19 protein-coding genes are annotated in these 22,497 nt (G+C 65.2%); 6 read left to right on the forward strand and 13 right to left on the reverse strand.

The window, feature by feature from the left end:
- Nucleotides 1-4 precede the first annotated feature (4 nt).
- The 4 genes from BBJ41_RS34080 to BBJ41_RS34095 all read right to left on the reverse strand — a co-directional run bounded on the left by BBJ41_RS34080 (nt 5) and on the right by BBJ41_RS34095 (nt 4,497).
- Nucleotides 5-799: a 2-keto-4-pentenoate hydratase gene (locus BBJ41_RS34080; RefSeq protein WP_069750733.1), complete on the reverse strand. Its 795-nt coding sequence runs from the start codon at nt 797-799 to the stop codon at nt 5-7.
- A gap of 22 nt (nt 800-821) precedes the next feature.
- Complete coding sequence (gene mhpA / locus BBJ41_RS34085) at nt 822-2,585, reverse strand: bifunctional 3-(3-hydroxy-phenyl)propionate/3-hydroxycinnamic acid hydroxylase MhpA (protein ID WP_069750734.1); 1,764 nt, start codon at nt 2,583-2,585, stop codon at nt 822-824.
- Nucleotides 2,582-3,535: a VOC family protein gene (locus BBJ41_RS34090; protein WP_236872199.1), complete on the reverse strand. Its 954-nt coding sequence runs from the start codon at nt 3,533-3,535 to the stop codon at nt 2,582-2,584. The genes mhpA and BBJ41_RS34090 overlap by 4 nt, the downstream gene beginning before the upstream one ends.
- Nucleotides 3,536-3,606: 71 nt before the next feature.
- Nucleotides 3,607-4,497 (reverse strand): alpha/beta fold hydrolase, encoded by an 891-nt coding sequence (locus BBJ41_RS34095; RefSeq protein WP_069750736.1) that lies wholly within the window; start codon nt 4,495-4,497, stop codon nt 3,607-3,609.
- 127 nt (nt 4,498-4,624) lie between these two features.
- Between BBJ41_RS34095 and BBJ41_RS34100 the strand changes: the two genes are divergently transcribed.
- On the forward strand, nt 4,625-5,329 hold the full coding sequence (locus BBJ41_RS34100; RefSeq protein ID WP_069750737.1) for a TetR/AcrR family transcriptional regulator: 705 nt from the start codon (nt 4,625-4,627) through the stop codon (nt 5,327-5,329).
- 628 nt (nt 5,330-5,957) lie between these two features.
- Nucleotides 5,958-6,884: an amidohydrolase family protein gene (locus BBJ41_RS34105; protein WP_069750738.1), complete on the forward strand. Its 927-nt coding sequence runs from the start codon at nt 5,958-5,960 to the stop codon at nt 6,882-6,884.
- A gap of 97 nt (nt 6,885-6,981) precedes the next feature.
- Here BBJ41_RS34105 and BBJ41_RS34110 read toward each other — a convergent pair whose 3' ends face one another.
- The 8 genes from BBJ41_RS34110 to BBJ41_RS34145 form a co-directional block, all read right to left on the reverse strand.
- On the reverse strand, nt 6,982-8,250 hold the full coding sequence (locus BBJ41_RS34110; RefSeq protein WP_069751445.1) for an MFS transporter: 1,269 nt from the start codon (nt 8,248-8,250) through the stop codon (nt 6,982-6,984).
- 359 nt (nt 8,251-8,609) lie between these two features.
- Nucleotides 8,610-9,476, reverse strand: coding sequence for an alpha/beta fold hydrolase (locus tag BBJ41_RS34115; RefSeq protein ID WP_069750739.1), 867 nt, complete (start codon nt 9,474-9,476; stop codon nt 8,610-8,612).
- A 14-nt stretch (nt 9,477-9,490) separates the two neighbouring features.
- Nucleotides 9,491-10,747: a 3-(3-hydroxy-phenyl)propionate transporter MhpT gene (gene mhpT, locus BBJ41_RS34120; RefSeq protein ID WP_069750740.1), complete on the reverse strand. Its 1,257-nt coding sequence runs from the start codon at nt 10,745-10,747 to the stop codon at nt 9,491-9,493.
- A gap of 54 nt (nt 10,748-10,801) precedes the next feature.
- Complete coding sequence (gene dmpG, locus BBJ41_RS34125; protein ID WP_335651226.1) at nt 10,802-11,824, reverse strand: 4-hydroxy-2-oxovalerate aldolase; 1,023 nt, start codon at nt 11,822-11,824, stop codon at nt 10,802-10,804.
- Between the two features lie 15 nt (nt 11,825-11,839).
- Nucleotides 11,840-12,787 (reverse strand): acetaldehyde dehydrogenase (acetylating), encoded by a 948-nt coding sequence (locus BBJ41_RS34130; RefSeq protein WP_069750742.1) that lies wholly within the window; start codon nt 12,785-12,787, stop codon nt 11,840-11,842.
- Between the two features lie 17 nt (nt 12,788-12,804).
- Nucleotides 12,805-13,593 (reverse strand): 2-keto-4-pentenoate hydratase, encoded by a 789-nt coding sequence (gene mhpD / locus BBJ41_RS34135; RefSeq protein ID WP_069750743.1) that lies wholly within the window; start codon nt 13,591-13,593, stop codon nt 12,805-12,807.
- 4 nt (nt 13,594-13,597) lie between these two features.
- On the reverse strand, nt 13,598-14,551 hold the full coding sequence (locus tag BBJ41_RS34140) for a 3-carboxyethylcatechol 2,3-dioxygenase (protein ID WP_069750744.1): 954 nt from the start codon (nt 14,549-14,551) through the stop codon (nt 13,598-13,600).
- A 1-nt stretch (nt 14,552) separates the two neighbouring features.
- A complete protein-coding gene (locus BBJ41_RS34145; protein WP_069750745.1) occupies nt 14,553-16,400 on the reverse strand; it encodes a bifunctional 3-(3-hydroxy-phenyl)propionate/3-hydroxycinnamic acid hydroxylase in 1,848 nt (615 codons plus the stop codon).
- 164 nt (nt 16,401-16,564) lie between these two features.
- On the opposite strand from BBJ41_RS34145, the gene BBJ41_RS34150 reads away from it, so the two are divergent.
- Nucleotides 16,565-17,377: a DNA-binding transcriptional regulator gene (locus tag BBJ41_RS34150; protein ID WP_069750746.1), complete on the forward strand. Its 813-nt coding sequence runs from the start codon at nt 16,565-16,567 to the stop codon at nt 17,375-17,377.
- A gap of 21 nt (nt 17,378-17,398) precedes the next feature.
- On the opposite strand, the gene BBJ41_RS34155 is transcribed toward BBJ41_RS34150, so the two are convergent.
- A complete protein-coding gene (locus BBJ41_RS34155) occupies nt 17,399-17,995 on the reverse strand; it encodes a TetR/AcrR family transcriptional regulator (protein WP_069750747.1) in 597 nt (198 codons plus the stop codon).
- 152 nt (nt 17,996-18,147) lie between these two features.
- Between BBJ41_RS34155 and BBJ41_RS34160 the strand changes: the two genes are divergently transcribed.
- The 3 genes from BBJ41_RS34160 (at nt 18,148) to BBJ41_RS34170 (ending at nt 22,472) form a co-directional block, all read left to right on the forward strand.
- Nucleotides 18,148-19,167 (forward strand): alpha/beta hydrolase family protein, encoded by a 1,020-nt coding sequence (locus BBJ41_RS34160; protein ID WP_069750748.1) that lies wholly within the window; start codon nt 18,148-18,150, stop codon nt 19,165-19,167.
- 95 nt (nt 19,168-19,262) lie between these two features.
- The gene (locus tag BBJ41_RS34165) at nt 19,263-21,116 is read left to right on the forward strand and encodes an ABC transporter ATP-binding protein (RefSeq protein WP_069750749.1); all 1,854 of its coding nucleotides are present in this window, start codon (nt 19,263-19,265) and stop codon (nt 21,114-21,116) included.
- Between the two features lie 183 nt (nt 21,117-21,299).
- A complete protein-coding gene (locus BBJ41_RS34170) occupies nt 21,300-22,472 on the forward strand; it encodes a porin (protein ID WP_069750750.1) in 1,173 nt (390 codons plus the stop codon).
- Nucleotides 22,473-22,497 lie beyond the last annotated feature (25 nt).

Here is a 22,497-nt window from a genome sequence, read left to right on the forward strand (position 1 = left end):
GCCCTCATCCGATACGGCAACTGACGCTGCCGAGCGCACCGATCTGCGCGTGAATCGTGTCTCCGGCGCCGACCGGCACCATCGGACCCAGCGCACCCGACAGGATCACGTCGCCCTCACGCAACATCTGCCCGCGCCGCGCCATCATGCGGGCCAGCCAGTACACGGCCCGCAACGGATGGCCGAGGCATGCGGCACCCGTTCCGGTCGATACGGTCTTTCCGTCGAGCGTCATCGACATGCCCAGCTCCCCGAGGGAAATTCCACCGAGCGACACCGGTTGATTGCCGAGCACGTAGAGACCGCAGGATGCGTTGTCGGCCACCGTATCCTCGAGCGCGATGCGCCAGTCCGAGATGGCGCTGTCGACGATCTCGAGCGCCGGCAGCGCACAGGCCAGCGCCGACAGGACCTGCCCGTAGCTCGGCGCTTCATCGGCCATGTCGCGTCCGACGACGAACGCCACCTCCGCCTCGATCTTCGGCTGCATCAGGCGGCTCAGGGGCACCTCGTCGCCATCGAGATACTCCATGTCGTCGAACAGCACGCCGAAATCGGGCTGGTTGACGCGCAACTGCTGCTGAACAGCGATCGACGTCAGGCCGATCTTCTTGCCGACGATGCGTCGGCCGTCCGCGATCCGGGCCGCGGTGTTGAGTTCCGAGACGGCATACGCCGCGTCGAGACCTGTAATGCCGAACCGCGTGGCAATCGGGTCGATCGGCGTGCGTGATTCACGTGCATCGCGTAATGCTTGCGCAGCCGCCTGAACGGCTGCCGGGTCGAATGAATGAGACATGGCGGAAATATGAAATCGTGGGTCAGGCCGCTTGCGCGGCAGCCGGTGCGGTCTTTGACATGCGGGCGAATCCATCGCCTGCGCCGGCCCCGAACCCGAGACGCTCCCGCAGTTGGCGAATGGTCCTGTCAAGCTCGCCGACGGGAACGACGGCGAAGGCGAAGCGGTCGGGTCTCAGTACCGCAACGGCCTGCGTCTTGAACCCCGCCTTGTTGAACCACGCGATCATCTCGCCACCGATATCCTCGACTTCGGCGACGTCGATCAGGTTGTCCCGATTGACGCCTTCGAGCCCTTGCGGGCGCCCGCCATACGCGTACATCGTCACGCTGCGTACCGACAGTGCGCCGAGCGTTGCCCGCGACACATCGTCCATGCAGCGGGAGGGATCGACGTTCAATCCGATCAGCGAAAAGCCGTGACCGAGCAGGTCGTCCAGTTTCTTCCGGTCACCGTTGAAAAGGCGCACCTCGGGTTGCGGAATCAACGCGCCCTCCGGGCCACGTCGGCGACGGCGCGGCAACCCCAGGTATGCGTTCTTTCGATAGACGGGCATCGGCTTGAAGCCGCCCCCCTCGAGCCAGCGCCTGAGCGGCGGTATGGCCCGGATGATGCCGAGGGACGTGTCCCGCACCAGCGTGGCGGACAGACTGCGTGCCGATACGACGTTCTTGAGCAGGACGGACGTGTCGATCATCGCCTTCGCATGCGCATGCCGTTCCGACTGGTACGTGTCCAGCAGCGTGTCGGCCGCGAGGCCGCGCAAGACGAGATCGAGCTTCCAGCCGAGGTTGTACGCGTCGCGTACGCCGGAGCTCGCACCCTGCCCCATGAACTGCGGCGTCATGTGAGCGGCATCGCCGCCGAGCAGCACGCGTCCGACCCGCCACTTCGACGCAATCAGCGCGTTGAACGTATAGACGAGCTTGCGCTTGATCACGAACTGATCGGGATCGACGAACAGCGACAGATACTTCCGGACCGTCTCCGGCCGCTCCATGTTTTCCTTCGTTTCGCCCGGCATCAACATGAATTCGAACCGGTGGAATTTTCCGGGCTGAACGCAGCTCACGACCGGCAGTTTCGGGTCGACGACGAAATTGAAGTACGGCAGATGACGCAACGCGTCCGTTCCGGGCTTGCGTTCGAGGTCCACGACGAGCCATGGCTCGGGGAAGCTCTTGCCGGACATCTCGATCCCGAGCTTCGTGCGAACGATGCTCCGGCCGCCGTCGGCGCCGACCAGATAGCGCGCCCGCAGGGTTCTGGTACAGGGATCGCCTTCCACGCGCGTGCGCGCATCGTGACTGTCGCTGAACCGCGCTTCGCGCGTCGCCTGATGCGTCACGCTCACGCCGTCGGCGTCCTGAGCGAAGTCAATGACTTCGCGGCCCCGTTGCACGTCGATGTTGGGATAACGTGCGAGCGTCTCGGCCAGCGTCGTTTCCAGGTACGGCTGGTAAAAGAAGTTGATCACGGGCCAGCCGAACGGACGCTTGCGCGGCATATATTGCGTGATCGGCGTGCCGTCGCGCCGCACGAGCTGGACGGGCGTCTCCATCATCATCCGCGACTGGATCTCGTCGGCCACGTCGAGATGCTGGAAAATCCGCATGCACTCGTCGTCGGTGTATACCGCTCGCGCGTTACCGTAGAACACGGGTTCGCGCTCCAGCACGACGACCTGGTGGCCGGCCTGGCCGAGCATGTGCGCGAGAACGAGGCCGGTCGGCCCCAATCCGACAATCGCGACATCGCACGCATCATTCGGATGCGCTCCGTTCATGACCGTTCTCCTTGTACAGAAAATTCCGGACGCGTCAGCGATGCAAGCGCGTGACGCACGCGCCCCAGCCGCACGCCAAGGCTCAGGTTTTCCGGACGATGGCCCCATAGACTGATGCCTCGATAAATCGCCGGACGCCACGTTTGTTCATCGACCACGATCGGGTTCCAGCCGAGCTCGATCTCGAAGCCCGATGGCGTCTGAACGTAGAACGAGAGTTCACGGTCATTGGGATGCTGGCCGATTGCATTCGCGATCGGATAGCCCATCGCACGACACCTGAGGTAGGCTTGCGTCACATCGTCGAGGGATGCGCATTGAAGATTCATGTGGTGAATCTGCGTGCGCAGCGGATTCAGGCGGATCCCGCGTGTCGATGCAGTCGCGAACGAATGATGTCGTTCGTTGAATCGGAGGAACGCGAAGTCAAGATTCAGACCTTGCATCCTGTCTTCGATTTCGTCGGAAAGACGCGCATCGAACACGTCTTTCCAGAACTGCTGCATCACCTCCGGTTGTCGGGTCGTGACAGCGACATGCCCCATTCCCGACGCGCCCGTCACAAAACCCGTCGCACGCATGCGCAGGGGGAGATCGCTGATGACCGGTTCCGTGAACAATTCCGTGCGCAGTTTCTTCGGCCCGGCGAAGAACCAGAATCGCTTCACGCCGCGCAGGGCCGCTTCTTCCTTGCTCCCTTCCTCTACACGCACCCCGCGAGCGGAGATTCGTGCGACGGCAAGCTCGAGCGCCTCGCGGTCGTCGAGCTGCCATCCGATGGCAATGACATCTTCGGCCGTGCCGGCACGGATGATCAGACGCCGGTCGTGCGAGTCGATGCGGCATGCGACCACGCGTGGATCGGGGGTATCGACGTGAAGCCCCAGGCCTTCTGACGCGAATTTCGTCCATTCGCGAAGCCGGGCCGATTCGGCCAGCAGATAGCCCATCCGAACACGACCGAACAAGCTGCTTGTGGGTGACCGCGCACTAACGATAGTCGGCATGACGTCTCCCTCGATCAGCGGGCAGCGACGACGCGTGCTTTCGCATCGCCCTGCGCAAGGAATGCCAGCACGGCAGCGTTGAATTCGTTCGACCGCTCCCACTGCACCCAGTGTCCGGTATTGCTGAACAGGTAGACATCACAGTTCGGCATGCGCTTCTGGAGCGCGTACGCGCCGCTGGCCCGGTTGACCTTGTCATCCACGCCCCACAAAACCAGCGTCGGATTGCGCACGGATGCCAGTCGCGCATCCCGCGTGAAGTCGAGATTGCTGAACTTCGGGATGCCCTTGGGGCCCAGCAAAGGCGGGCTCGCGACGACTGCCGGGTCGATGCTGGCCCGAAAGCGTTCCTCGATCATCGACTGCGGCACGAGACTGCCGTCGAACACGAGATCGCCGCGAATGAACGTCGTGAGCTTCTCGAGGCTCGGGCCATCGTCCTTGTAATAGTTCAGCAAACGCTTGAGGCCGGGCGTGGGAACCTGGCGCGTCGTATTGACGCCGCCGGGGCCCATCAACACGAGCCGGCCCACCGCTTGAGGGCGCTCCAGCGCCATGCGAAGTGCACAGGCTCCGCCGAGCGAATTCCCGATTGCGTGCGCATTCGGAATACCGAGCGCGTCCAGCATGCCGAGCATGCCTTCCGCGAGATCGCCGAATGGATCGTTGCGGTCGACGCCTTTCGTGGACTGACCGAACCCCGGCATGTCGGGCACCAGCACCCGAAAATGGCGCGCGAGCGCGTCGATGTTCCGCGCGTAGTTCGACAGGCCCGATGCGCCCGGCCCACCGCCATGCAGCATCAATACGGCGGGCCCTTCGCCTGCTTCCGATAGAAAAACGTGCCGCGTGCCGACCTTGACGGTGCGTTGGCGCATTGCATGCGTGATGGAGGGGGTGTCCATGGCGTCGACTGCTCCTGATTTCGCTAGGTTTGATTCATTGTAATGAGATTACTGTCATTATGACAATATACTCGTTTTTACCTAGCCGCCGGTCGGGCATCCGTAAGCCGCACCGTATAATCGGCACATGAGTGAATCCACGACCATTGATCATCGGACCCGCGTTGCTGCGCAGCGCCGCGAACGGATGCGCGCGCGGCTGATCGAAAGCGCGATGCTCGTTTTTGCCGAGAAAGGGATTGGCGCCAGCGTCATCCAGGACGTCATCGCGGCAGCCGATGTGTCGCAAGGCACCTTCTACAACTACTTCCGTACCAACGAGGAACTGCTCGAAGCGGTGACGCAGGAGCTCAACGACGAGCTGCTCCGCCTGATCGAAACGGTCGTGGGCGCCTACGAAGATCCGGCCCGAAGAATTGCGTGCGGCGTCCGGATGTTTCTGTATGCCGCACGTGCCTATCCGCTGCTTGCACGCTTCATTTCGGCAGCTGGCGTCCATGCCGTCGGCCCGAGCAGCCTGATCTACGTGTACCTGCCGGTCCACATCCAGCAAGGCCTGGCGACCGGCCGATTTCAGGGCGTGACGGTCGAGCTGGCGCTCGACATGATTGCCGGAACCGCGCTCACGACGATTCATCGATTCACCGAAAACGGTAAGGTGGCCGAATCGCCCGAACAGATCGTTGCCGCAATTCTGCGCGGCCTGGGTGTCGATGGAGCGGAAGCGCAGCGACTCGTGCTCGACGAACTGACGCTGGTCATGCCGCCTGAAACGTCCCTGCTGGAGCGAGGGCGTGTGCGTGCGGCGAAGCAACCCGACGCCCGGTCGTGATCAACCGCCTCGCGGCACGCCATCAGGCGGAGCAGCCGATCGGCGGCGACGCAAGCCGCGTGAGAATGAACGCGTTGCCCGAATTCAACGCGATCGTTTCGTGCAGACGGATTGTTCGCATCAAATAGCGTCACCAACCCTGACATCCATGTGCCGCCACGCGCGGGCGCCCATTGCTTCGCGCATCCGTGGCGTTCCCCATTCGTCCGGACGGATCCACCAGCCCGTCGTACGCAGCCTGAATCGAACCGGGAACAGTTGGACCTGACGCAAACGACGACAGGCAACCCGGATGAGCTGCCGCAATCATCCATCGCAGCGCGGCCCGCGAACCGGAACGGCCTGCCATCGCGTGACACCGGCGAAACCTCGGTCAGCAAGAACGGGCAAGCGATCAGCATCGCTCCACCGCGCCCATGCCGTCATCACGTCGATTTTCCCCGCCGCGGTACCCCCATCGTCACCCTCCGTCGCGATCGATGATCGACACCGAAAGCGGTTTGTCGGTGCACTCCTTGCACACGCCGGAGAATAATTTGACGGTCCTGATGGCGTCCTTAGACTGGTGTGGAGGATCCACCGAGCGCGCGAAGACCTCGCGCCGCGCCACACAAACAGGAGATGCGAAATGCTCACGAAAATCGATACACACCATCACATCGTGCCGCCATCCTACGCAGCATGGCTGGAAAGTCGCGGCATCACGGCGGGAGGCCTTCCGATCCCGCACTGGAGCGAAGCAGGGGCGCTCGATCTGATGGAAGCGGAAGGTACGGCAACGGGCATTTTCTCCGTATCGACGCCGGGGGTTCATCTTGGCGATGACATCGAGGCGCGCGAGAAAGCACGTGAGGTCAACGAATTCACTGCCGCCGTTGTCTCGCGACACCCCGGCCGCTTCGGGTTCTTCGCGACCCTGACGCTCCCGGATGTCGAAGGCGCGATCGCGGAGGCGGCCTATGCGATGGATACGCTCCGTGCGGACGGCGTGGTGCTGATCAGTAGCGTACGAGGCACGTACCTGGGTGATGAATCCTGGGCGCCGCTGTTCGACGAGCTGAACCGACGTCAGGCAGTCGTCTTCATCCACCCTGGCGACCTGCCCTGCGAGCCGGTGCCCGGGATTCCCCCGTATGCGGCAGACTTTCTTCTCGACACGACTCGGGCGGCGATCAACATTGCGAAAGCCGGTTGGCTCGAGCGCTTTCCTGACGTGAAATTCATACTGTCGCACGCAGGCGGGTTCATCCCCTACGCAGCACAGCGAATTGCGCGTGTCGTGTCGCCCGACAGCAGCACCGAGGGCGGCCTGGCGCGACTCAGGCGCTATTACTTCGACACGGCGCTCTCGAGTAGCCCCTACGCGCTACCGGCGTTGCTTGCATTCGCCGACCCGTCCCGGATTACGTTCGGGAGCGACTGGCCGTATGCCAACAAGGACCGGTCGGTCGATTTCACCCGAATGCTCGAAGCGTTTCCGCTGACGGAAGCGCAGCGACACGCGATTTATCGCGGCAACGCGGAACATCTGTTCCCGCGACTGGCGGCGGGGTAAGAAAAAGTTGGGGGCGCCGGATGCCGGTGCCCCCGCTTTCTCGTGTGCGTCGCCTCCGGGTCAGCAACGGATGCTTGTCCGCGGCCGCCCCTTCCATTCAGGTGTCGGCGCTCGCGAACCTGCCCTTCGGTCGACCTGATCGCAACGTGCGATATTTGCCGAGCGAGATGAGCAGCGCGCTTGCGATGACCAGCACGATCGGGGCGAGCCGGAGCGGTAACGCGTAGTTGCGATACAGGTCGAAGTAGCGGCCAGCCACGAGCGGGCCTGCGACTGCGCCGAAACCGTAGCCCGCGAACGCGATGCCATAGTGAAGGCCGAAACGTCTCAGCCCCAGATAGGCGCGGACCAGATAGGACAGCAAGTCCCCCTCCGCTCCTATCGCGAGGCCGATGCAGGCGCACGCGAGCAGCACGGATGGCAGGGACGCTGCGTTCATGAGCAGCAGGTACCCCGACGCGCCGGCGAGCAGGAAACCCGCGCCGACCAGCGGCGCATGAAGGTAATCGATCAGCGCACCGGAAATCAGGCGCCCGATGAGTATTCCGACGCCGATCAGCGACGCGCAGTTCGCTGCCGCCCCGGGCGACAACCCGCGATCCGCCAACAGCACCGGCAAATGCGGATTGAGCGAGAGTGTCGCACTCGAAGCGAGAAAAGCGACCACGACGATCGTGCCGAGCTTGACCGCCGAGAATGACGGCTCTGCGCCGGCGATGTCGGCAGGGCGATCGTCCCTTCGTGGCCGCGGCGCCACCTTCCGTTCCCTGATCAGCGCATACGCAAGGAGCGAGCCCGCGAGCGACACGCACGCGCTGATCTGGTAGGCGTGGCGCCAGTGGAACGCCGCGATGAGGTGCTGGGTGACCGTTGGCGCGGCTGCCGTGCCCACACCGAGTCCGACCATCGCGCACCCCGTCGCGAGCCCGAGGCGCCGGTCGAACCACTGCGGCAGGATCGCAAGGTAGCCGAGCACCGACGTTGCGGCACCCGACACACCGATCACCAGCGATAGCGCAATCCAGGCGCCGATGGCGCCGCTCTGCAGCCCCATGCATGCCACCGCAAGACTGAACGCGATTGCCGAGACGAGAATCACCCGGCGCACGCCAAAACGATCCATCAGCATGCCGATGAACGGGCTAGCCACAGCGAGCCCGCCCATTGACGCCGCGTAGGACATGGCCGCCTGTTCCCGCGTCCAATGAAATTCACGCAGCACGACGGGCGCGAATACGCCGGCTGTCGCGTTGAATATCGGGGCATAACCCAAAGCCATGCCGATTGCCGCCCCTGCGACGATGGTGGCGAGTTGCAGCTTGCTGGGTCCACTGGCACCTGCGCCCTCTCCGGGTGCTGCGCTCATGTCCGACTCCTTGTGATGCTCGATGGGGTGGCCGGCGCGCAGCCATCTGACCGGATGCGCCGGATAACAGGCGAATGCGAAAGCAAACAGGGGGGCGTTCGATCGTGCAAACGATCGCGGCAACACCATGAGCACTCGTCGGTAACAAGACCGTGCAATCTCTCGACGTGGGCTCATACGCATCGGACTGGATGTCCGTGCCCTGCCGGCTCCATTGAGTGAAAGCCTTCAGAGTCCGAACGGAACGTACGCATTCCGCGGGCAACTCGACGAACCCGGCTTCCCTGAACGTGCCGCCGCCATCACCTGCTTGCAAGAAAGAGGCGCGGCACCCGCGACAACCGCGAGTGCCGGCCCGCCTAGTTTTGCAGAAAGTCGAGCACCATGCGATTGAACGCGTCCGCATGCTCCCACTGCGCCCAGTGCCCGCATCGCCCGAATACATGCAGTTGAGCATTCGGCATGCCCCACACGAGCCGCAAGCCCACATCCATCGGCACGAAACGATCATCGCGCCCCCAGATCACGAGCGCGGGTGACTTGATCTCGTTCAACCGGTGACCATAGTCCGGAAACTGCTTCGGATTGGCCGCCAGACTTTTCACGAAGTTCTCGAGATGATCGCGCCGCGCAAGCATGTTCTCGAGCCGCGTCTGCATCAACTCTTCCGTCATCGTGCTCGCGTCGTAGACGAAGACGTTGAGCATCTTCTCCAGATTCTCGAGCGTCGGGTCGCGATACAGTCCCTGCAGCAGCTTGATCCCTTCGGTCGGCATCGGCACGAACTGGCTCGGCCCGCCCGTGCCGCCGCCCATCAGCACCAGCTTGCCGACGCGCTCCGGATACGACAGCGCGAATGCCACCGCGCTATGCCCGCCCATCGAGTTGCCGACGAGATGCGCGCGTTCGATGCCGAGCGTATCCAGCACGCCCTTCAGCACACGCGCGTTGAGGTCGGAGCGCGAGCCGGTGCAGACGATCGAATCGCTCTTGCCCCAGCCGGGACAGTCGACGAGGATCACACGGTAGCCCGCGCGAGCGAATACGTCGACGTTGCGATAAAAGTTGGCCCAGCCGCTCGCACCCGGGCCGGAACCGTGCAGCAGCACCAGCGTTTCCGACCCTGCGCCGGTGTCGTTGTAGTGCACGCGCAGTTCCGTGCCGCCCTCCATCACGTTCACGAACTTGCTGGTCGCGGCCTCTGTATGAATCACGGTGTCAGTCATGTCGATGTCCTTCGTCAGATCGATTCGGTTCCAAGTGTGTGCGAGCCGTTGGCCGACTCGCGCGGAGATTTCGCGACCACGGCGAGCGCGCCGAGCGCCGCGATCACGATGAGCGGAATGCTCGAGATCACGAGCATCGACGCGCTCTGGCCCAACGCCAGCAGTTGCCCCGCGATCAGCGGGCCGACCATCGAGCCCACACGGCCGACGGCCACCGCTGCGCCGACGCCCGTACCGCGCACCCGCGTCGGATACGTTGCACCGGCAAGCGCATACAGCACCGACTGCGTGCCAACGAGAAACAACCCCGCCAGCAGGCCACCCCATGCCATCGACACGCTGCCCGTCGCGCCGGCGAGCGCCAGCAATGCAATCGCGATGCCCGCATACATGCCGACCACGACCGGCCGCTTGCCCATGCGATCCATCAGCCCTGCGATCACGATCGCGCCGACGCCGCCGCCGATGTTGAACATCATCTGCACGATGCTTGCCTGTACCGGTGTGAGGCCGCGCGAGAGCACCATTGACGGCAACCAGTTCATCAGGAAATACAGCACGATCAGCGTTCCCAGGTAGCTGATCCACAGCGCGATGGTCGTCACCGCGCGCCCGTCACTGAAGAGCGCGCGCACGATGCCGCCCTTCGACTCGCGGGTCGCACCCTGGCTCGCCGCGACGAAGTGCGTCGACTCCTTCAAGAAGAGCGCCAGCAGCGGCAAGGTCAGCAGCGGCCCGATCCCGCCGACATAGAAAATGTGCCGCCAGCCCTCGGCGCCCGGGCTGACGATGCCGATCACGGCCGCGAGCGCCGCGCCGAACGGCATGCCGCAGTACATCGCGCCGACTGCCGTGCTGCGTTGTCCGGGCGCCGCCGCTTCCGCGCACAGCGCGATCAGGTTCGGCATCGCAGCACCGAGACCGAGGCCCGTGAGAAAGCGCGCGACGAGCAGGCTCTGCAGATCCCACACCTGGGTCGTTGCAATCGAAAATATCCCGAACAGCGCGACCGACATCATCAGCACGCGCTTTCGGCCGATGCGATCTGCGAGCCTGCCGCCAATCGCCGCGCCCGGCAGCAGGCCGAGCGCGCCGATGCCGAATGCCCAGCCGAGCTGCGCGAGCGCGAGATGAAATTCGCGCGCCATGCGCGGCGCGGCGATGCCGGTGGATTGCAGGTCGAGCCCTTCGAGAAGCGCGACCGCGAGGCACAGGCCGATGGTGATGGCACCGCCGGCGCGCGGGGGGAAGCCGTTGACGTTTTCATTGATGTCTCCAGGTTGAACGATGCAGCGCTCTTCATGGCGCGTGGCATGACGGATGGTTCAGGCGCGTGCTTCGCGCTTCTTCAGATCGAGCGCGACGTCGACGATCATGTCTTCCTGACCGCCCACCATGCGCCGCTTGCCCAACTCGACGAGAATGTCGACGGCTTTCAGGCCGTACTTCTGCGCCGCGACTTCGGAATGCCGCAGGAAGCTCGAATACACGCCCGCATAGCCAAGCGCGAGCGTTTCGCGGTCCACGCGCACCGGCCGGTCCTGCAACGGGCGCACGATATCGTCGGCCGCATCGAGCAGGCGATGGAGATCGGTGCCGAGATGCCAGCCAAGGCGCTCGGCCGCCGCGATGAACACTTCGAGCGGGGCATTGCCCGCTCCCGCCCCCATGCCCGCCAGACTCGCATCGATGCGGTCGCACCCCTCCTCGACCGCAACGATCGAGTTGGCGACGCCGAGGCTCAGGTTGTGATGGGCATGCATGCCCGTCCGGGTCTCCGGACGAAGCACCGCCTTGAGCGCCCTGAAGCGCGCCCGGATGTCGTTCATGTTCATCGCACCGCCGGAATCGACCACGTAGACGCAGGTCGCGCCGTAGCTTTCCATCTTCTTCGCCTCGGTCGCGAGGTTGTCGGGCGTGGTCATGTGGCTCATCATCAGAAAGCCGACAGTGTCCATGCCGAGGCCGCGCGCATACTCGATGTGCTGCTTCGAAATGTCCGCTTCCGTGCAATGGGTCGCGACACGGACGACACGCGCGCCCGCGTCGTACGCGGCCTTCAGATCGTGAATCGTGCCGATGCCGGGCAGCAGCAGCGTCGCGATTGTCGCGTGCTTCACCACGTCGGCGACCGCCTCGATCCACTCCAGATCGCTGTGCGCGCCGAAGCCATAGTTGAAGCTCGAACCCTGCAGGCCATCGCCATGTGCGACCTCGATGCTGTCGACCTTCGCCTCGTCCAGCGCGCGGGCGATGTCCTGCACGTTCTGAATCGAGTACTGATGACGGATCGCGTGCATGCCGTCGCGCAGCGTCACGTCGGAGATATAGAGTTTCTTGTCCATGATCGAGTGCTCCTTGCTTCAGGCGTTCACAAGCGACGCGGCCATGCGCTCGGCCGTTGCCAGCGCGGCGGAAGTCATGATGTCGAGATTGCCCGCGTAGGCCGGCAGATAATGGGCCGCACCTTCCACTTCGATGAAGATCGAGGTCTTGAGTCCGCTGAAATGGCCGAGTCCGGGGATATGCAACGGCGCATCGGCGGGGATGTCGTCGAACTGCACGGATTGCTTCAGGCGATAGCCGGGCACATAGGCCTGGACCGCAGCGGCCATCCGGCTGACCGACGTTTCGATCAGCGCCCGGTCTGCCGCTTCCGACAACACATAGACCGTATCGCGCATCATGAGCGGCGGCTCGGCCGGATTGAGCACGATGATCGCCTTGCCCTTGCCCGCGCCGCCGACCGCTTCGATCGCCTTCGACGTCGTCTCCGTGAACTCATCGATGTTGGCGCGCGTGCCGGGCCCCGCCGACTTGCTGCTGATCGACGCAACGATCTCCGCGTAATGCACCTTGGCGACCCGCGACACGGCGGCGACCATCGGGATCGTCGCCTGTCCGCCGCACGTGACCATGTTCACGTTCGGCGCATCGAGATGCGCGTCGAGGTTCACCACCGGCACGCAGTACGGGCCGATGGCGGCGGGCGTGAGGTCGATCACGCGAATGCCGGGCTTGAGTGTGCGCAGGAACGCGTCGTTCTTCACATGCGCGCCGGCGGACGTCGCATCGAACACGAAGTCGATCTCGTCGAACACGGGCAGGCGCGCCAGCCCTTCCACGCCTTCATGCGTCGTCGCCACGCCAAGTCTCGCGGCGCGCGCGAGGCCATCCGAGGCCGGATCGATGCCGACCATCGCCGCAACGTCGAGATGCTTGCCGCGACGCATGATCTTGATCATCAGGTCGGTGCCGATGTTGCCGGATCCGATGATCGCCGCTTTGCACCGGGTGTTGTCTGTTGCCATGGGAATGTCTCCGTCCGTCATTCGCTGAAACTGGCGCGCACACTGCCGAGCCCTTCGATATGCGCCGTATAGGTGCCGGCCGCCTTCACCGCGACCATCGGGCCGAGCGCGCCCGTCAGCACGATGTCGCCCGCACGCAGCGGCGTGCCGAGCCGAACCATCCGGTCCGCGAGCCATGCCGCCGCATTGAGCGGATTGCCGAGGCACGCGCCGCCATTGCCTCGTGAAAAGACTTCACCGTCCTGCGTGAGCGTCATCGCGCACGCGGTCAGCTCGATATCGCGCAGCAGGACCGGCCGGCTGCCGAGCACGAACAGCGCGCTCGACGCGTTGTCCGCCACGGTGTCGAAAAACCGGATGTCCCAGTCGCGGATGCGACTGTCGACGACCTCGATCGCGGCCACCGCATACGCGGTCGCGGAGATCAGATCCGCGAACGTGTGTTTTTCGGCGGTCAGGTCGCGTTCGAGCACGAGCGCGATCTCCGCTTCGACCTTCGGCTGGATCAACGAGGCAAGCGGCATCGGCTGGCTGTCGCCGTAAGCCATCGACGCGAACAACGCGCCGAAGTCCGGCTGATCGACGCCGAGTTGCTTCTGCACCGCGGGCGAAGTCAGGCCGATCTTCCTGCCGACGACCCGCTCGCCATTCGTCACGCGCAAGTCGTTGTTGATCTGCTGGATCGCGTAGGCGCGTGTCGCGTCGCCTTCGTCACACGTATCGCGCAACGGCGCGATCGGCCGGCGCGAGGCCTGCGCTTCACGCAGGCGCGCGGCCATCGAAACAATGCTGTTGTCATCCGACATGGCTCTATCTCCTGGAAAGGGCCCGTTCTCGCGCATGCATCGCGCCAAAGCCCGCGATCCATTCTGGAATCGCGCGGTAGTAATCGATCGATGCCGCGTATGGGCCGCTCGCCGCCAGCGCACCGAACGCGGCGACCCACGTGCGGATCTCGTGCGCGGACTTGCCCGCATCACGCGTGATCGCTTCGTTCGTGAGGCCGTCGGCGGCGGTGAGTTCACCGCGTTCGAGCAGTTCGAGAAACATGCGGTCCCAGGCTGGATTGAGCGGATGCAGGCGGCTGTCACCCGCCGCGAATGCCTTGGCCGCCGCGACGGTGCGCGATTGCCGCGCATCGCGCGACTCCGGCGACGGGTTGCGCCCCGCGATCAACCGTTCCGCGACGATGTCGTCCGCACCCGCGATTTCAGGCACCGGCGGTTCGTGCGAGATACCGCCCGAGCCGATCAGCAACACGCGCCGGTTCATGCGCGCGACGGCACGGCCGATCGCATCGCCAAGCAAACGGGCGCGGCGGCACGACGCCATCGGCGGCGCAACCGAGTTGATGAAGACGGGCACCACCGGATAGCGGTCGATGCCGCCCGTGAGTACCTCGAGCGCCTGCGCGCAGCCGTGATCGACCTGCATGCGATACGACACGGCTACGTCGATATCGCTTGCGAGCGTGGCATCGGCGAGCGCGAGCGCCACATCGCGCGCGACGGGCAACGGGCCGGCCGCGCTGCCGAAATCGCCGACAGCCGTCGCCGCTACGCCGATGCAGAACTGCGGCATCACGTCGTAGAAAAATCCGTTGTAGTGATCCGGCGCGAACACGATCACCCACTCCGGATCGAACGCGTCGACCCGTTCGCGCGCCGCGCGCTGCACCCGCTCGACTTCCGCGACGACTGCCGGCGCAGGATCGAAATAACCGTGCAGCGGCGTGTGCGACATGCATTCGAGATGGATCGGCATCTCAGGCTCCTACCGGGTCGGCGGCATGCGCGAACGTCGCGTCGCTGGCCGTCGCGCTCGTTGCCATCGCAAGCGCCAGCCTTTGTGCGAGCTGCAACACGCAATCCGATACGCATTGCGGCGAGCACATGCCTGCCACGAAGCGGTCCGGCCGCAACAGCACGACCGATTCCGGCACGCCCGCGAACCAGTCGCGCAGGCGCGAGTCGACATCGCCTAGGGCGATCACGCCGTCGGGCACGTCATCGTGGAAGGCGAGCTGCGGGTCGGGCTTCGCGAGCACGAAGCATCCCCCAAGCGCGCGCCAGATGCGGCGCGCCTCGGGCGTCAGGCCGAAGGTCGGGTCCGTGCCCCAACCCACGATCGCGAAGCGATTGCCGATCGCATCGTCGAGCCGGACGATGCCGCCATCGGCGAGACGCACGCGCGGCTGGATGAACATGCGGCCGACGGGGGTGCCTGCCTGCGCATCACGGCCATGCACCATCCGCCCGATCAGCGATTCGCGCTTCTCGCTCATCAGGCCGACCAGCCGCCCGAACGCGCCGTGCCCCCGCTTCGCGATCAGGCGCGCGAGCAGGCCTTCGGACCGCTCGCGTCGCGCCAGAAGCACGACGCCCTCTTCATAGCGCGGCATCGGCTTGAAGCGCATTTCGACGAAGTAGCGCTTCATGGAAGGCAGCATGTCGAAACAGCGCACGAACGCGTCGCGCACTTTCGACCCGAAAAAGCTCGTCGGCGCGAAGATATCGCCCGCGACTTCCGAGAGGTGGATCATCGAGCGCGCGTGGGCACGCCGTTCCGTCGTGTAGGTATCGAGCAGCGCGTCGTGCGCCGTGCCTTTCACGACCATCGCGAGCTTCCAGCCGAGATTGCTCGCGTCGCGAATGCCGCTGTTGTAACCCTGTCCCTGCCACACCGGCATGATGTGCGCCGCGTCCCCCGCGAGCAGGATGCGCTTCACGCGGAACGTGCTCGCGAGCCGCGCGTTGTGCGTATAGACCCGCTGACGAATGTAGTCGACCTTGTCAGGATCGTCGACAACCCCGCGCACCATCGCCGCCATGTTCTCCGGCTTCGACAGCTCCGCCTCCGTCTCCCCGGGCATCACCATGAATTCGAAGCGCCGGATGCCGTGCGGCAGCGCCGCCGACACGTAGGGACGCCGCGCGTCGCAATGCAGATAGACATGCGGAGAGCCGATCGGATCATTGCGCACGTCGATCACGATCCATTGATTCGGCTTCGTGCGGCCTTCGAACGGCACGTCGAGCGTGCGGCGCACCAGGCTGTTGCCACCGTCCGCGCCGACCATGTACGCGGCGCGGATCGTTGTCTTCACGCCGTGCGCGTCGGTCGCGTCGATGGTCACCCCGCGCGCGTCCTGCGCGAAGCTGTCGACGCTGTGACCAAGCAGCGTCGACACAGTGTCGAAACGCTCGAGGCCACGATACAGAATCTGATCGGCGAGCGGCTGGATGAAGGCATTGCGGCGCGGCCAGCCGAACTCGTCGGTGCGCGGTTCGATCGACGCGAAGCACTTCCCTTTCAGCGTGAAGCGCATCCAGTGATTCGGCGTGGTGTGCGGAAGCAGCGCGTCGACCAGGCCGGCCGACTGGAATACACGCAATGCTTCGTCGTCGAGGCCGATGGCGCGCGGATAGTCGATGATCTGCGCGAGCTTCTCGATCACGACGACGCGCACGCCCTGCAGGCCGAGAATGTTCGCGATCATCAGGCCGACCGGGCCTGCGCCGATGATGGCGACATCGGCGTCGATCGAACGGTGTGTCGTTTCGCGAGGATGAGCGCGGCCGTTGCCGGCCGCCGGTTCAAAGGCGGGGCGCATGCTTGTCTCCTGACTGGGCTTGTCCGATGTGCTGAACCGGCGAAGCGCCTGGCTCCCGGTCGTTCAGCTTATGAATGCAGTTTATGGACCGCCGAACACGCTCTCAACAAAATCTCCAGAATGTGCATAGAATGCACACGATTGATTTCAATGGAATTTTTGACGTGACGACCTACACGAACGTGCGCGGGCTGGCGCGCGGCCTTCAGGTGCTGCGCGCGCTGAACGCGATGGAAGACGGACGCGCAACGAGTCAACAGATCGCCGATCTGACCGGCCTGCATCGCACCACGGTGCGCCGTCTGCTCGAAACGTTGATGGAGGAAGGGTTCGTGCGCCGCAGCACATCGGACGACAGCTTTCGCCTGACGCTCGCCGTGCGTTCGTTGAGCGAGGGTTTCACCGATACCGAGCGCATCGCGACCGTGGCGCCGCCGATCATGGGGCAGCTACTGCAGCGCGTTGCGTGGCCATCCGATCTGACCACGCCCGATGGCGACGCGATGATCATCCGCGAGACGACGCATCGCTTCAGCCGGCTGTCGTTTCATCGCGCGATGGTCGGGCGGCGTTTGCCGATCTTGCTGACGGCGGCGGGCCGCGCCTACTTCGCGATGTGCCCCGACGAGGAGCGCGAGGACATTCTGGAACTGTTGCGCTCCGGCGCGGGCGGCGAAGAGCAACAGGCGTTCGCGAGAAACGATGCGCTCGTGCGCAAGCTGATCCGGCGCGTGCGCGAGGATGGTTTCGGATCGAATCACGGCGACTGGGCCGCACAGGCGAAAATCGGTGCGGTGGCTGTCGCGATCAGTGCAGACGAACGCGTGATCGCGAGTCTCAATATCGTCTTCCTGTCACGCGCGGTCAGTCTCGCAGACGCCACGCGCCGCTATGTGCCCGAGTTGCAGAAAACGGCGATGGAAATTGCTTCGGCGTTGAAGCAGGAACCAGGGACTCAACCCCATCCGTCGGCGTAAGCGAATCCCCGGCAGCCCTCCTCACTGGGGCCGCATCATCCGCTGGATGATCGTGCGCAGCATCGCGCGATGCGCGCGCGGCTTGAATCCCGGTTCGAACACGACCCGGCAGACCGCGCCTTCCGCCAGCGCCAGCAGCCAGGTGGCAACCAGATCGGGCTTCAGGCTCCCGTCGATCCGCCCCTGCGCGGCGCCGCGCTTGATCAGCGCGACCATCCGCCCTTTCACCTGCGCCTCGTTCGCCGCGAACAGTGCGGCGACATCCGGATTGCGCGTGGCTTCCGCCGCAATCTCGATGCTGATGCGCGCGTAGACGGGATCGCTCGACCACTCCATCAACCCCAGCGCGATCTCCTCGATCGCGGCCAGTGCATCGTCGGCGTCCGCATGCCGGGCGAACAGCTCGGCCATCTCGCGCTGGTCGTCCTGCGCGATCGCCTCGATGATCGCCGCCTTCGTCGGGAAATAGTGAAACAGGTTGCCGGGGCTCATGCCGGCCGCCTTGCATATCGCGGCCGTGGACGTCGCGTGGAAGCCGTCGCGCGCAAAACAGTCGATCGCGGCATCCAGGATCTGGCGCCGCTTTGCTTCCACTCTTTCAGGATCGATCTTTCTCAACGGGAACTCCGTGCTCGACGAGGACTAAAATATTTATTAGACTGATTAGTCGATCTATTATCATCGGGACGTCTCGCCAGCGTCAAGGCGCGATTCACACGCGCCGCCGCCAGGTTGGCGGCCCCGTCCCACACCACCGGCCGGAGGGCCCCTTGAAACGCGTCGTCATTGCCGGCATCGCATTCGTCCTGCTCGTGCTCGCCGCGCTCACCGCGTTTGTACTGCGCGGCCTGTCCGATTTCGAGCTGAAGGGCGCGGACGTATCGACGCTCACGTTCCATGCCGGCGGCGCCGATCTCGTCGGCACGCTCGCGCTGCCGGCCCATGCGCCCGACGCGCCGATCGTGCTGCTCGTCCACGGCGACGGGCCGCGCACGCGCTTCGCGGACGACGCGATGCTGCCGCTCGTCAACAGCCTGCTCGACGCCGGCATCGGCGTATTTGCATGGGACAAGCAGGGCACCGGCAGGAGCGGCGGCGACTGGCTCGCGCAATCGATGCAGGACCGCGCGAACGAAACGATCGCGGCCATGGCGCGCGTGCGCGCCGCCGCCGGCCCCGCGCACAAGGTCGGCCTGCTCGGCTTCTCGCAAGGCGGCTGGGTCGTGCCGCGCGTGGCCAACGCCGTACGGCCCGCGTTCTCGGTGATCGTCGGCGGCGCCGTCAGCTGGCGCCGGCAAGGCACCTACCTGACGCGGCAGCAGCTCCAGGCAACCGGCCTGCAGCCGGATCGAATCGATGCGACACTGGCCGCCGAGCGACGCGACAACGACGAAATCTTCGGTCGGGCAGACGCGCCGGCCGATCCGCGCCGGCGCCCCGACATCGAGCCGCGCCGGTTCGGTTTCATCGCGCGCAACTACCTGGAGGATTCATCGCAGGCGCTCGCGACGATGCAAGGGCCCGTGCTGGCCGTGTGGGGCGCGCAGGACCGCAATGTCGATCCGGTCGACGAGGCGAATACCTATGTGCATGCGTTCGCGAACCGGCCGGACCGGCGCGTCGCGGTCGTGCCCGGCGCAACGCATGCGTTGCTGCGCGCCGGCTGGTTCGACTACCAGCTCGAATCCGACTGGCCGAAGTGGAAGACGTGGCTGTACATGGCGCTCGGGCGGCATGCGTACGCGCCCGGCACGCTCGGCGCGATCGAAGCGTGGGTCCGCGCGCAATGAACACGTGTGCAACACGGCGGCGCACCGGGCGCCGCGCATGAAACCGGCAATACGGGCCACGCCGATCGGCGCGGCCACATCAAGGAGAGGTTCCCATGTTTTCGTGGTTTGAACGGCGCCTGCCGACTTTCCCGCTCGAAGATCCCGTCACGCCGCCGAAGGGATTCTTCTCGTTCGTGTGGGCGTGCACGAAAGGCGCGCGCAGCTGGATCCTGCTGATCGCGCTGACGTCCGCCGCGCTGGCCGCCTACGAAGCCGCGCTGTTCGCGATGATGGGGCGCGTGGTCGACTGGCTGTCGTCGGCGACGCCGGCCGAATTCGGCGGCCGTCATTTCGGCACGCTCGCCGGTTTCGCGGCGATTCTCGCCGGCAGCGCATTGCTGATCGTGCTGCATACGATGGTCAAGCACCAGGTGCTCGCGATCAACTTCCCGATGCGGCTGCGCTGGGTGTTTCACCGGTTGATGCTCGACCAGAGCCTGTCGTTCTACGCGAACGAATTCGCGGGCCGCGTGACGACCAAGATCATGCAGACCGCGCTCGCCGTGCGCGACGCGCTGTTCATGTCGGTCGACGTCGTGATCGGCGTCGCCGCGTACCTGATCGGCATCCTCGCGCTCGCGGCCAGCTTCGACTGGCGGCTGACGGTTCCGCTCGCGCTGTGGGCGCTCGGCTACGGCGCGGCGTGCGCATTCTTCGTGCCGCGCCTGGGCGCAGTCGGCAGCCGGCAGGCCGACGCGCGCGCGCTGATGACGGGCCGCATCACCGATGCGTATTCGAACATCACGACCGTGAAGCTGTTCTCGCACACGCGGCGCGAAGCCGACCACGCCCGCCGCGCGATGGAAGCGTTCAAGGCGACCGGCGACGCGCAGATGCGGCTCGTCAGCGCGTTCGAGGTCGTCAATCACCTGCTGTCGACGCTGCTGCTGCTCGGCTCGACCGGCCTCGCGCTGTATCTGTGGATGCACGGCGAAGTGAGTGCGGGCGTCGTCGCGGCCGTGATCGCGATGGCGCTGCGCCTGTCGAGCTATTCGCACTGGATCATGTGGGAGATGACCGAGCTGTTCGAGAACGTCGGCACGATCCAGGACGGCATCAACACGCTGACGAAGAAGCGCAGCGTGGTCGACGCGCCCGATGCGAAGCCGCTCGTCGTGCAACGCGGCGGGATCGTGTTCGACAACGTGCAGTTCGCGCACGAAGACAACGACCGCGCCGTGTTCGACGGGCTGAACCTGACGATCCGGCCGGGCGAGCGGATCGGCCTGATCGGCCGCTCGGGCGCCGGCAAGTCGACCCTCGTGAACCTGTTGCTGCGCTTCTACGACGTGGGCGGCGGCACGATCCGGATCGACGGGCAGGACATCGCGCACGTGACCCAGGACAGCCTGCGCAGCGCAATCGGCATGGTCACGCAGGATACGTCACTGCTGCACCGGACGATGCGCGAGAACCTGCTGTACGGGCGCCCCGACGCGACCGAGCGCGAGATGCACGACGCGGCGGTGCGCGCGGAAGCGTCCGAGTTCATCGACCGGCTGCGCGACCGCCACGGGCGCAGCGGCTACGACGTCGAGGTTGGTGAGCGCGGCGTGAAGCTGTCGGGCGGCCAGCGGCAGCGCGTCGCGATCGCGCGCGTGATGCTCAAGGATGCGCCGATCCTCGTGCTCGACGAAGCGACCAGCGCGCTCGATTCCGAGGTCGAAGTCGCGATCCAGCGCAGTCTCGACGGCCTGATGAGCGGCAAGACCGTGATCGCGATCGCGCACCGGCTGTCGACGATCGCGGCGATGGACCGGCTGATCGTGCTCGACGAAGGGCGCATCGTCGAGGAAGGCACGCACCAGCAGCTGCTGCAGGCGGGCGGCATCTATGCGGCGCTGTGGGCGCACCAGAGCGGCGGGTTCCTCGGCGAAACGGCGGATGCGGAGGGCGCGGCGCAGTAGGCGTCGTGCAATCGCAATCGGTTGCGGGCGCAACGACGAGGCGACATGCCCGGAAGGAAGGCGACCCATCGCATGGTTCGCCTTCCTCATAACGATCCGACAATTTATTGGTTCCCTTGACGATGCGCTGTCCGTATCGTTCACCGACTCGTCAGACAAATCGACCAACGGGGGAATCCAACAATGAAACGAATCCGCTCATTCGCACTGCTCGCGCTGCCGGCAGCGCTTTACGCCGCCGGCGCACACGCGCAAAGCAGCGTCACGCTGTACGGCATCGCCGACGCGGGTATCGCCTACGTGCACAACGCGCAGAACGCGAGCGGCGGCAACGCGTCGAGCCTCGTGAAGTTCAGCAGCGGCAACCTGTCGGGCAGCCGCTGGGGGCTGCGCGGCATCGAGGATCTCGGCGGCGGGCTGTCCGCGCTGTTCCAGCTCGAGAACGGCTTCAACATCGGCACCGGCGCGCTCGGCCAGGGCCAGCGCGAATTCGGCCGCAAGGCCGTGGTCGGCCTCGCGAGCAGCACGTACGGCACCGTGACGCTCGGCCGCCAGTACGATCCGGTCGTCGATCTGGTGCAGGGCCTCACGCAGGACAACTACTTTGGCGGCGTGTTCGCGACGCCGGGCGACCTCGACAACTACGACAACAGCCTGCGCGTCAGCAACTCGGTGAAATACACGAGCCCGCTGATCTCGGGCTTCCAGTTCGCAGCACTGTACGGCTTCGGCGGCGTCGCGGGCGCGACCGGCAACGGCCGCACGTACAGCTTCGGCGCGAGCTACGCGAACGGCCCGCTGTCGCTCGGCGCCGGCTTCTTCTACGCGAACGGCGGCACGACGGTTGCGAACGGCGTGCGCTCGTGGTCGAGCAGTTCGGACACGCTGTTCAACACCGTGATCAACCAGGGCTTCTCGAGCGCGAAGTCGATCCAGATCGTGCGCGTGGCCGGCCAGTACGTGGCCGGGCCGGCGACCTTCGGCCTCGCGTATTCGAATACGCAGTACGGCGCGGACACGCTGTCGGCCTTCAGCCAGAACGCGAAGTTCAACAACGGCTCGGCGTTCTTCAACTGGCAGTTCTCGCCGGCGCTGCGCGCGGGCGTCGGCTACAACTACACGTCGCTGACGGGCCCGGCTTCCGCGCACTACAACCAGGTCAACCTCGGCGCGGACTACGCGCTGTCGAAGCGCACCGACCTGTATGCGCTGTTCGGCTACCAGAAGGCGAGCGGCAACACGCTGAACGCGAGCGGCGCGACCGTGAAGGCCGCGGCGTCGGTCGGCTCGTACGGCGTGAACTCCGGCACCGATACGCAGGAACTCGCGATCGTCGGGATTCGCCACAAATTCTGATCGCGTCGCTGCATGACGGCCTGGC

The organism is Burkholderia stabilis (assembly GCF_001742165.1).
Taxonomy (GTDB): Bacteria; Pseudomonadota; Gammaproteobacteria; order Burkholderiales; family Burkholderiaceae; genus Burkholderia; species Burkholderia stabilis.

Coding starts and splice junctions, on each gene's coding strand:
- BBJ41_RS34105 (WP_069750738.1), top strand. CDS start 5,958: ATGCTCACGAAAATCGATACACACCATCACATCGTGCCGCCATCCTAC.
- BBJ41_RS34140 (WP_069750744.1), bottom strand. CDS start 14,551: ATGCCGATCCATCTCGAATGCATGTCGCACACGCCGCTGCACGGTTAT.
- BBJ41_RS34080 (WP_069750733.1), bottom strand. CDS start 799: ATGTCTCATTCATTCGACCCGGCAGCCGTTCAGGCGGCTGCGCAAGCA.
- BBJ41_RS34100 (WP_069750737.1), top strand. CDS start 4,625: ATGAGTGAATCCACGACCATTGATCATCGGACCCGCGTTGCTGCGCAG.
- BBJ41_RS34145 (WP_069750745.1), bottom strand. CDS start 16,400: ATGCGCCCCGCCTTTGAACCGGCGGCCGGCAACGGCCGCGCTCATCCT.
- mhpA (WP_069750734.1), bottom strand. CDS start 2,585: ATGAACGGAGCGCATCCGAATGATGCGTGCGATGTCGCGATTGTCGGA.
- BBJ41_RS34165 (WP_069750749.1), top strand. CDS start 19,263: ATGTTTTCGTGGTTTGAACGGCGCCTGCCGACTTTCCCGCTCGAAGAT.
- BBJ41_RS34170 (WP_069750750.1), top strand. CDS start 21,300: ATGAAACGAATCCGCTCATTCGCACTGCTCGCGCTGCCGGCAGCGCTT.
- BBJ41_RS34095 (WP_069750736.1), bottom strand. CDS start 4,497: ATGGACACCCCCTCCATCACGCATGCAATGCGCCAACGCACCGTCAAG.
- BBJ41_RS34115 (WP_069750739.1), bottom strand. CDS start 9,476: ATGACTGACACCGTGATTCATACAGAGGCCGCGACCAGCAAGTTCGTG.
- BBJ41_RS34130 (WP_069750742.1), bottom strand. CDS start 12,787: ATGGCAACAGACAACACCCGGTGCAAAGCGGCGATCATCGGATCCGGC.
- BBJ41_RS34090 (WP_236872199.1), bottom strand. CDS start 3,535: ATGGGCTATCTGCTGGCCGAATCGGCCCGGCTTCGCGAATGGACGAAA.
- mhpD (WP_069750743.1), bottom strand. CDS start 13,593: ATGTCGGATGACAACAGCATTGTTTCGATGGCCGCGCGCCTGCGTGAA.
- BBJ41_RS34110 (WP_069751445.1), bottom strand. CDS start 8,250: ATGAGCGCAGCACCCGGAGAGGGCGCAGGTGCCAGTGGACCCAGCAAG.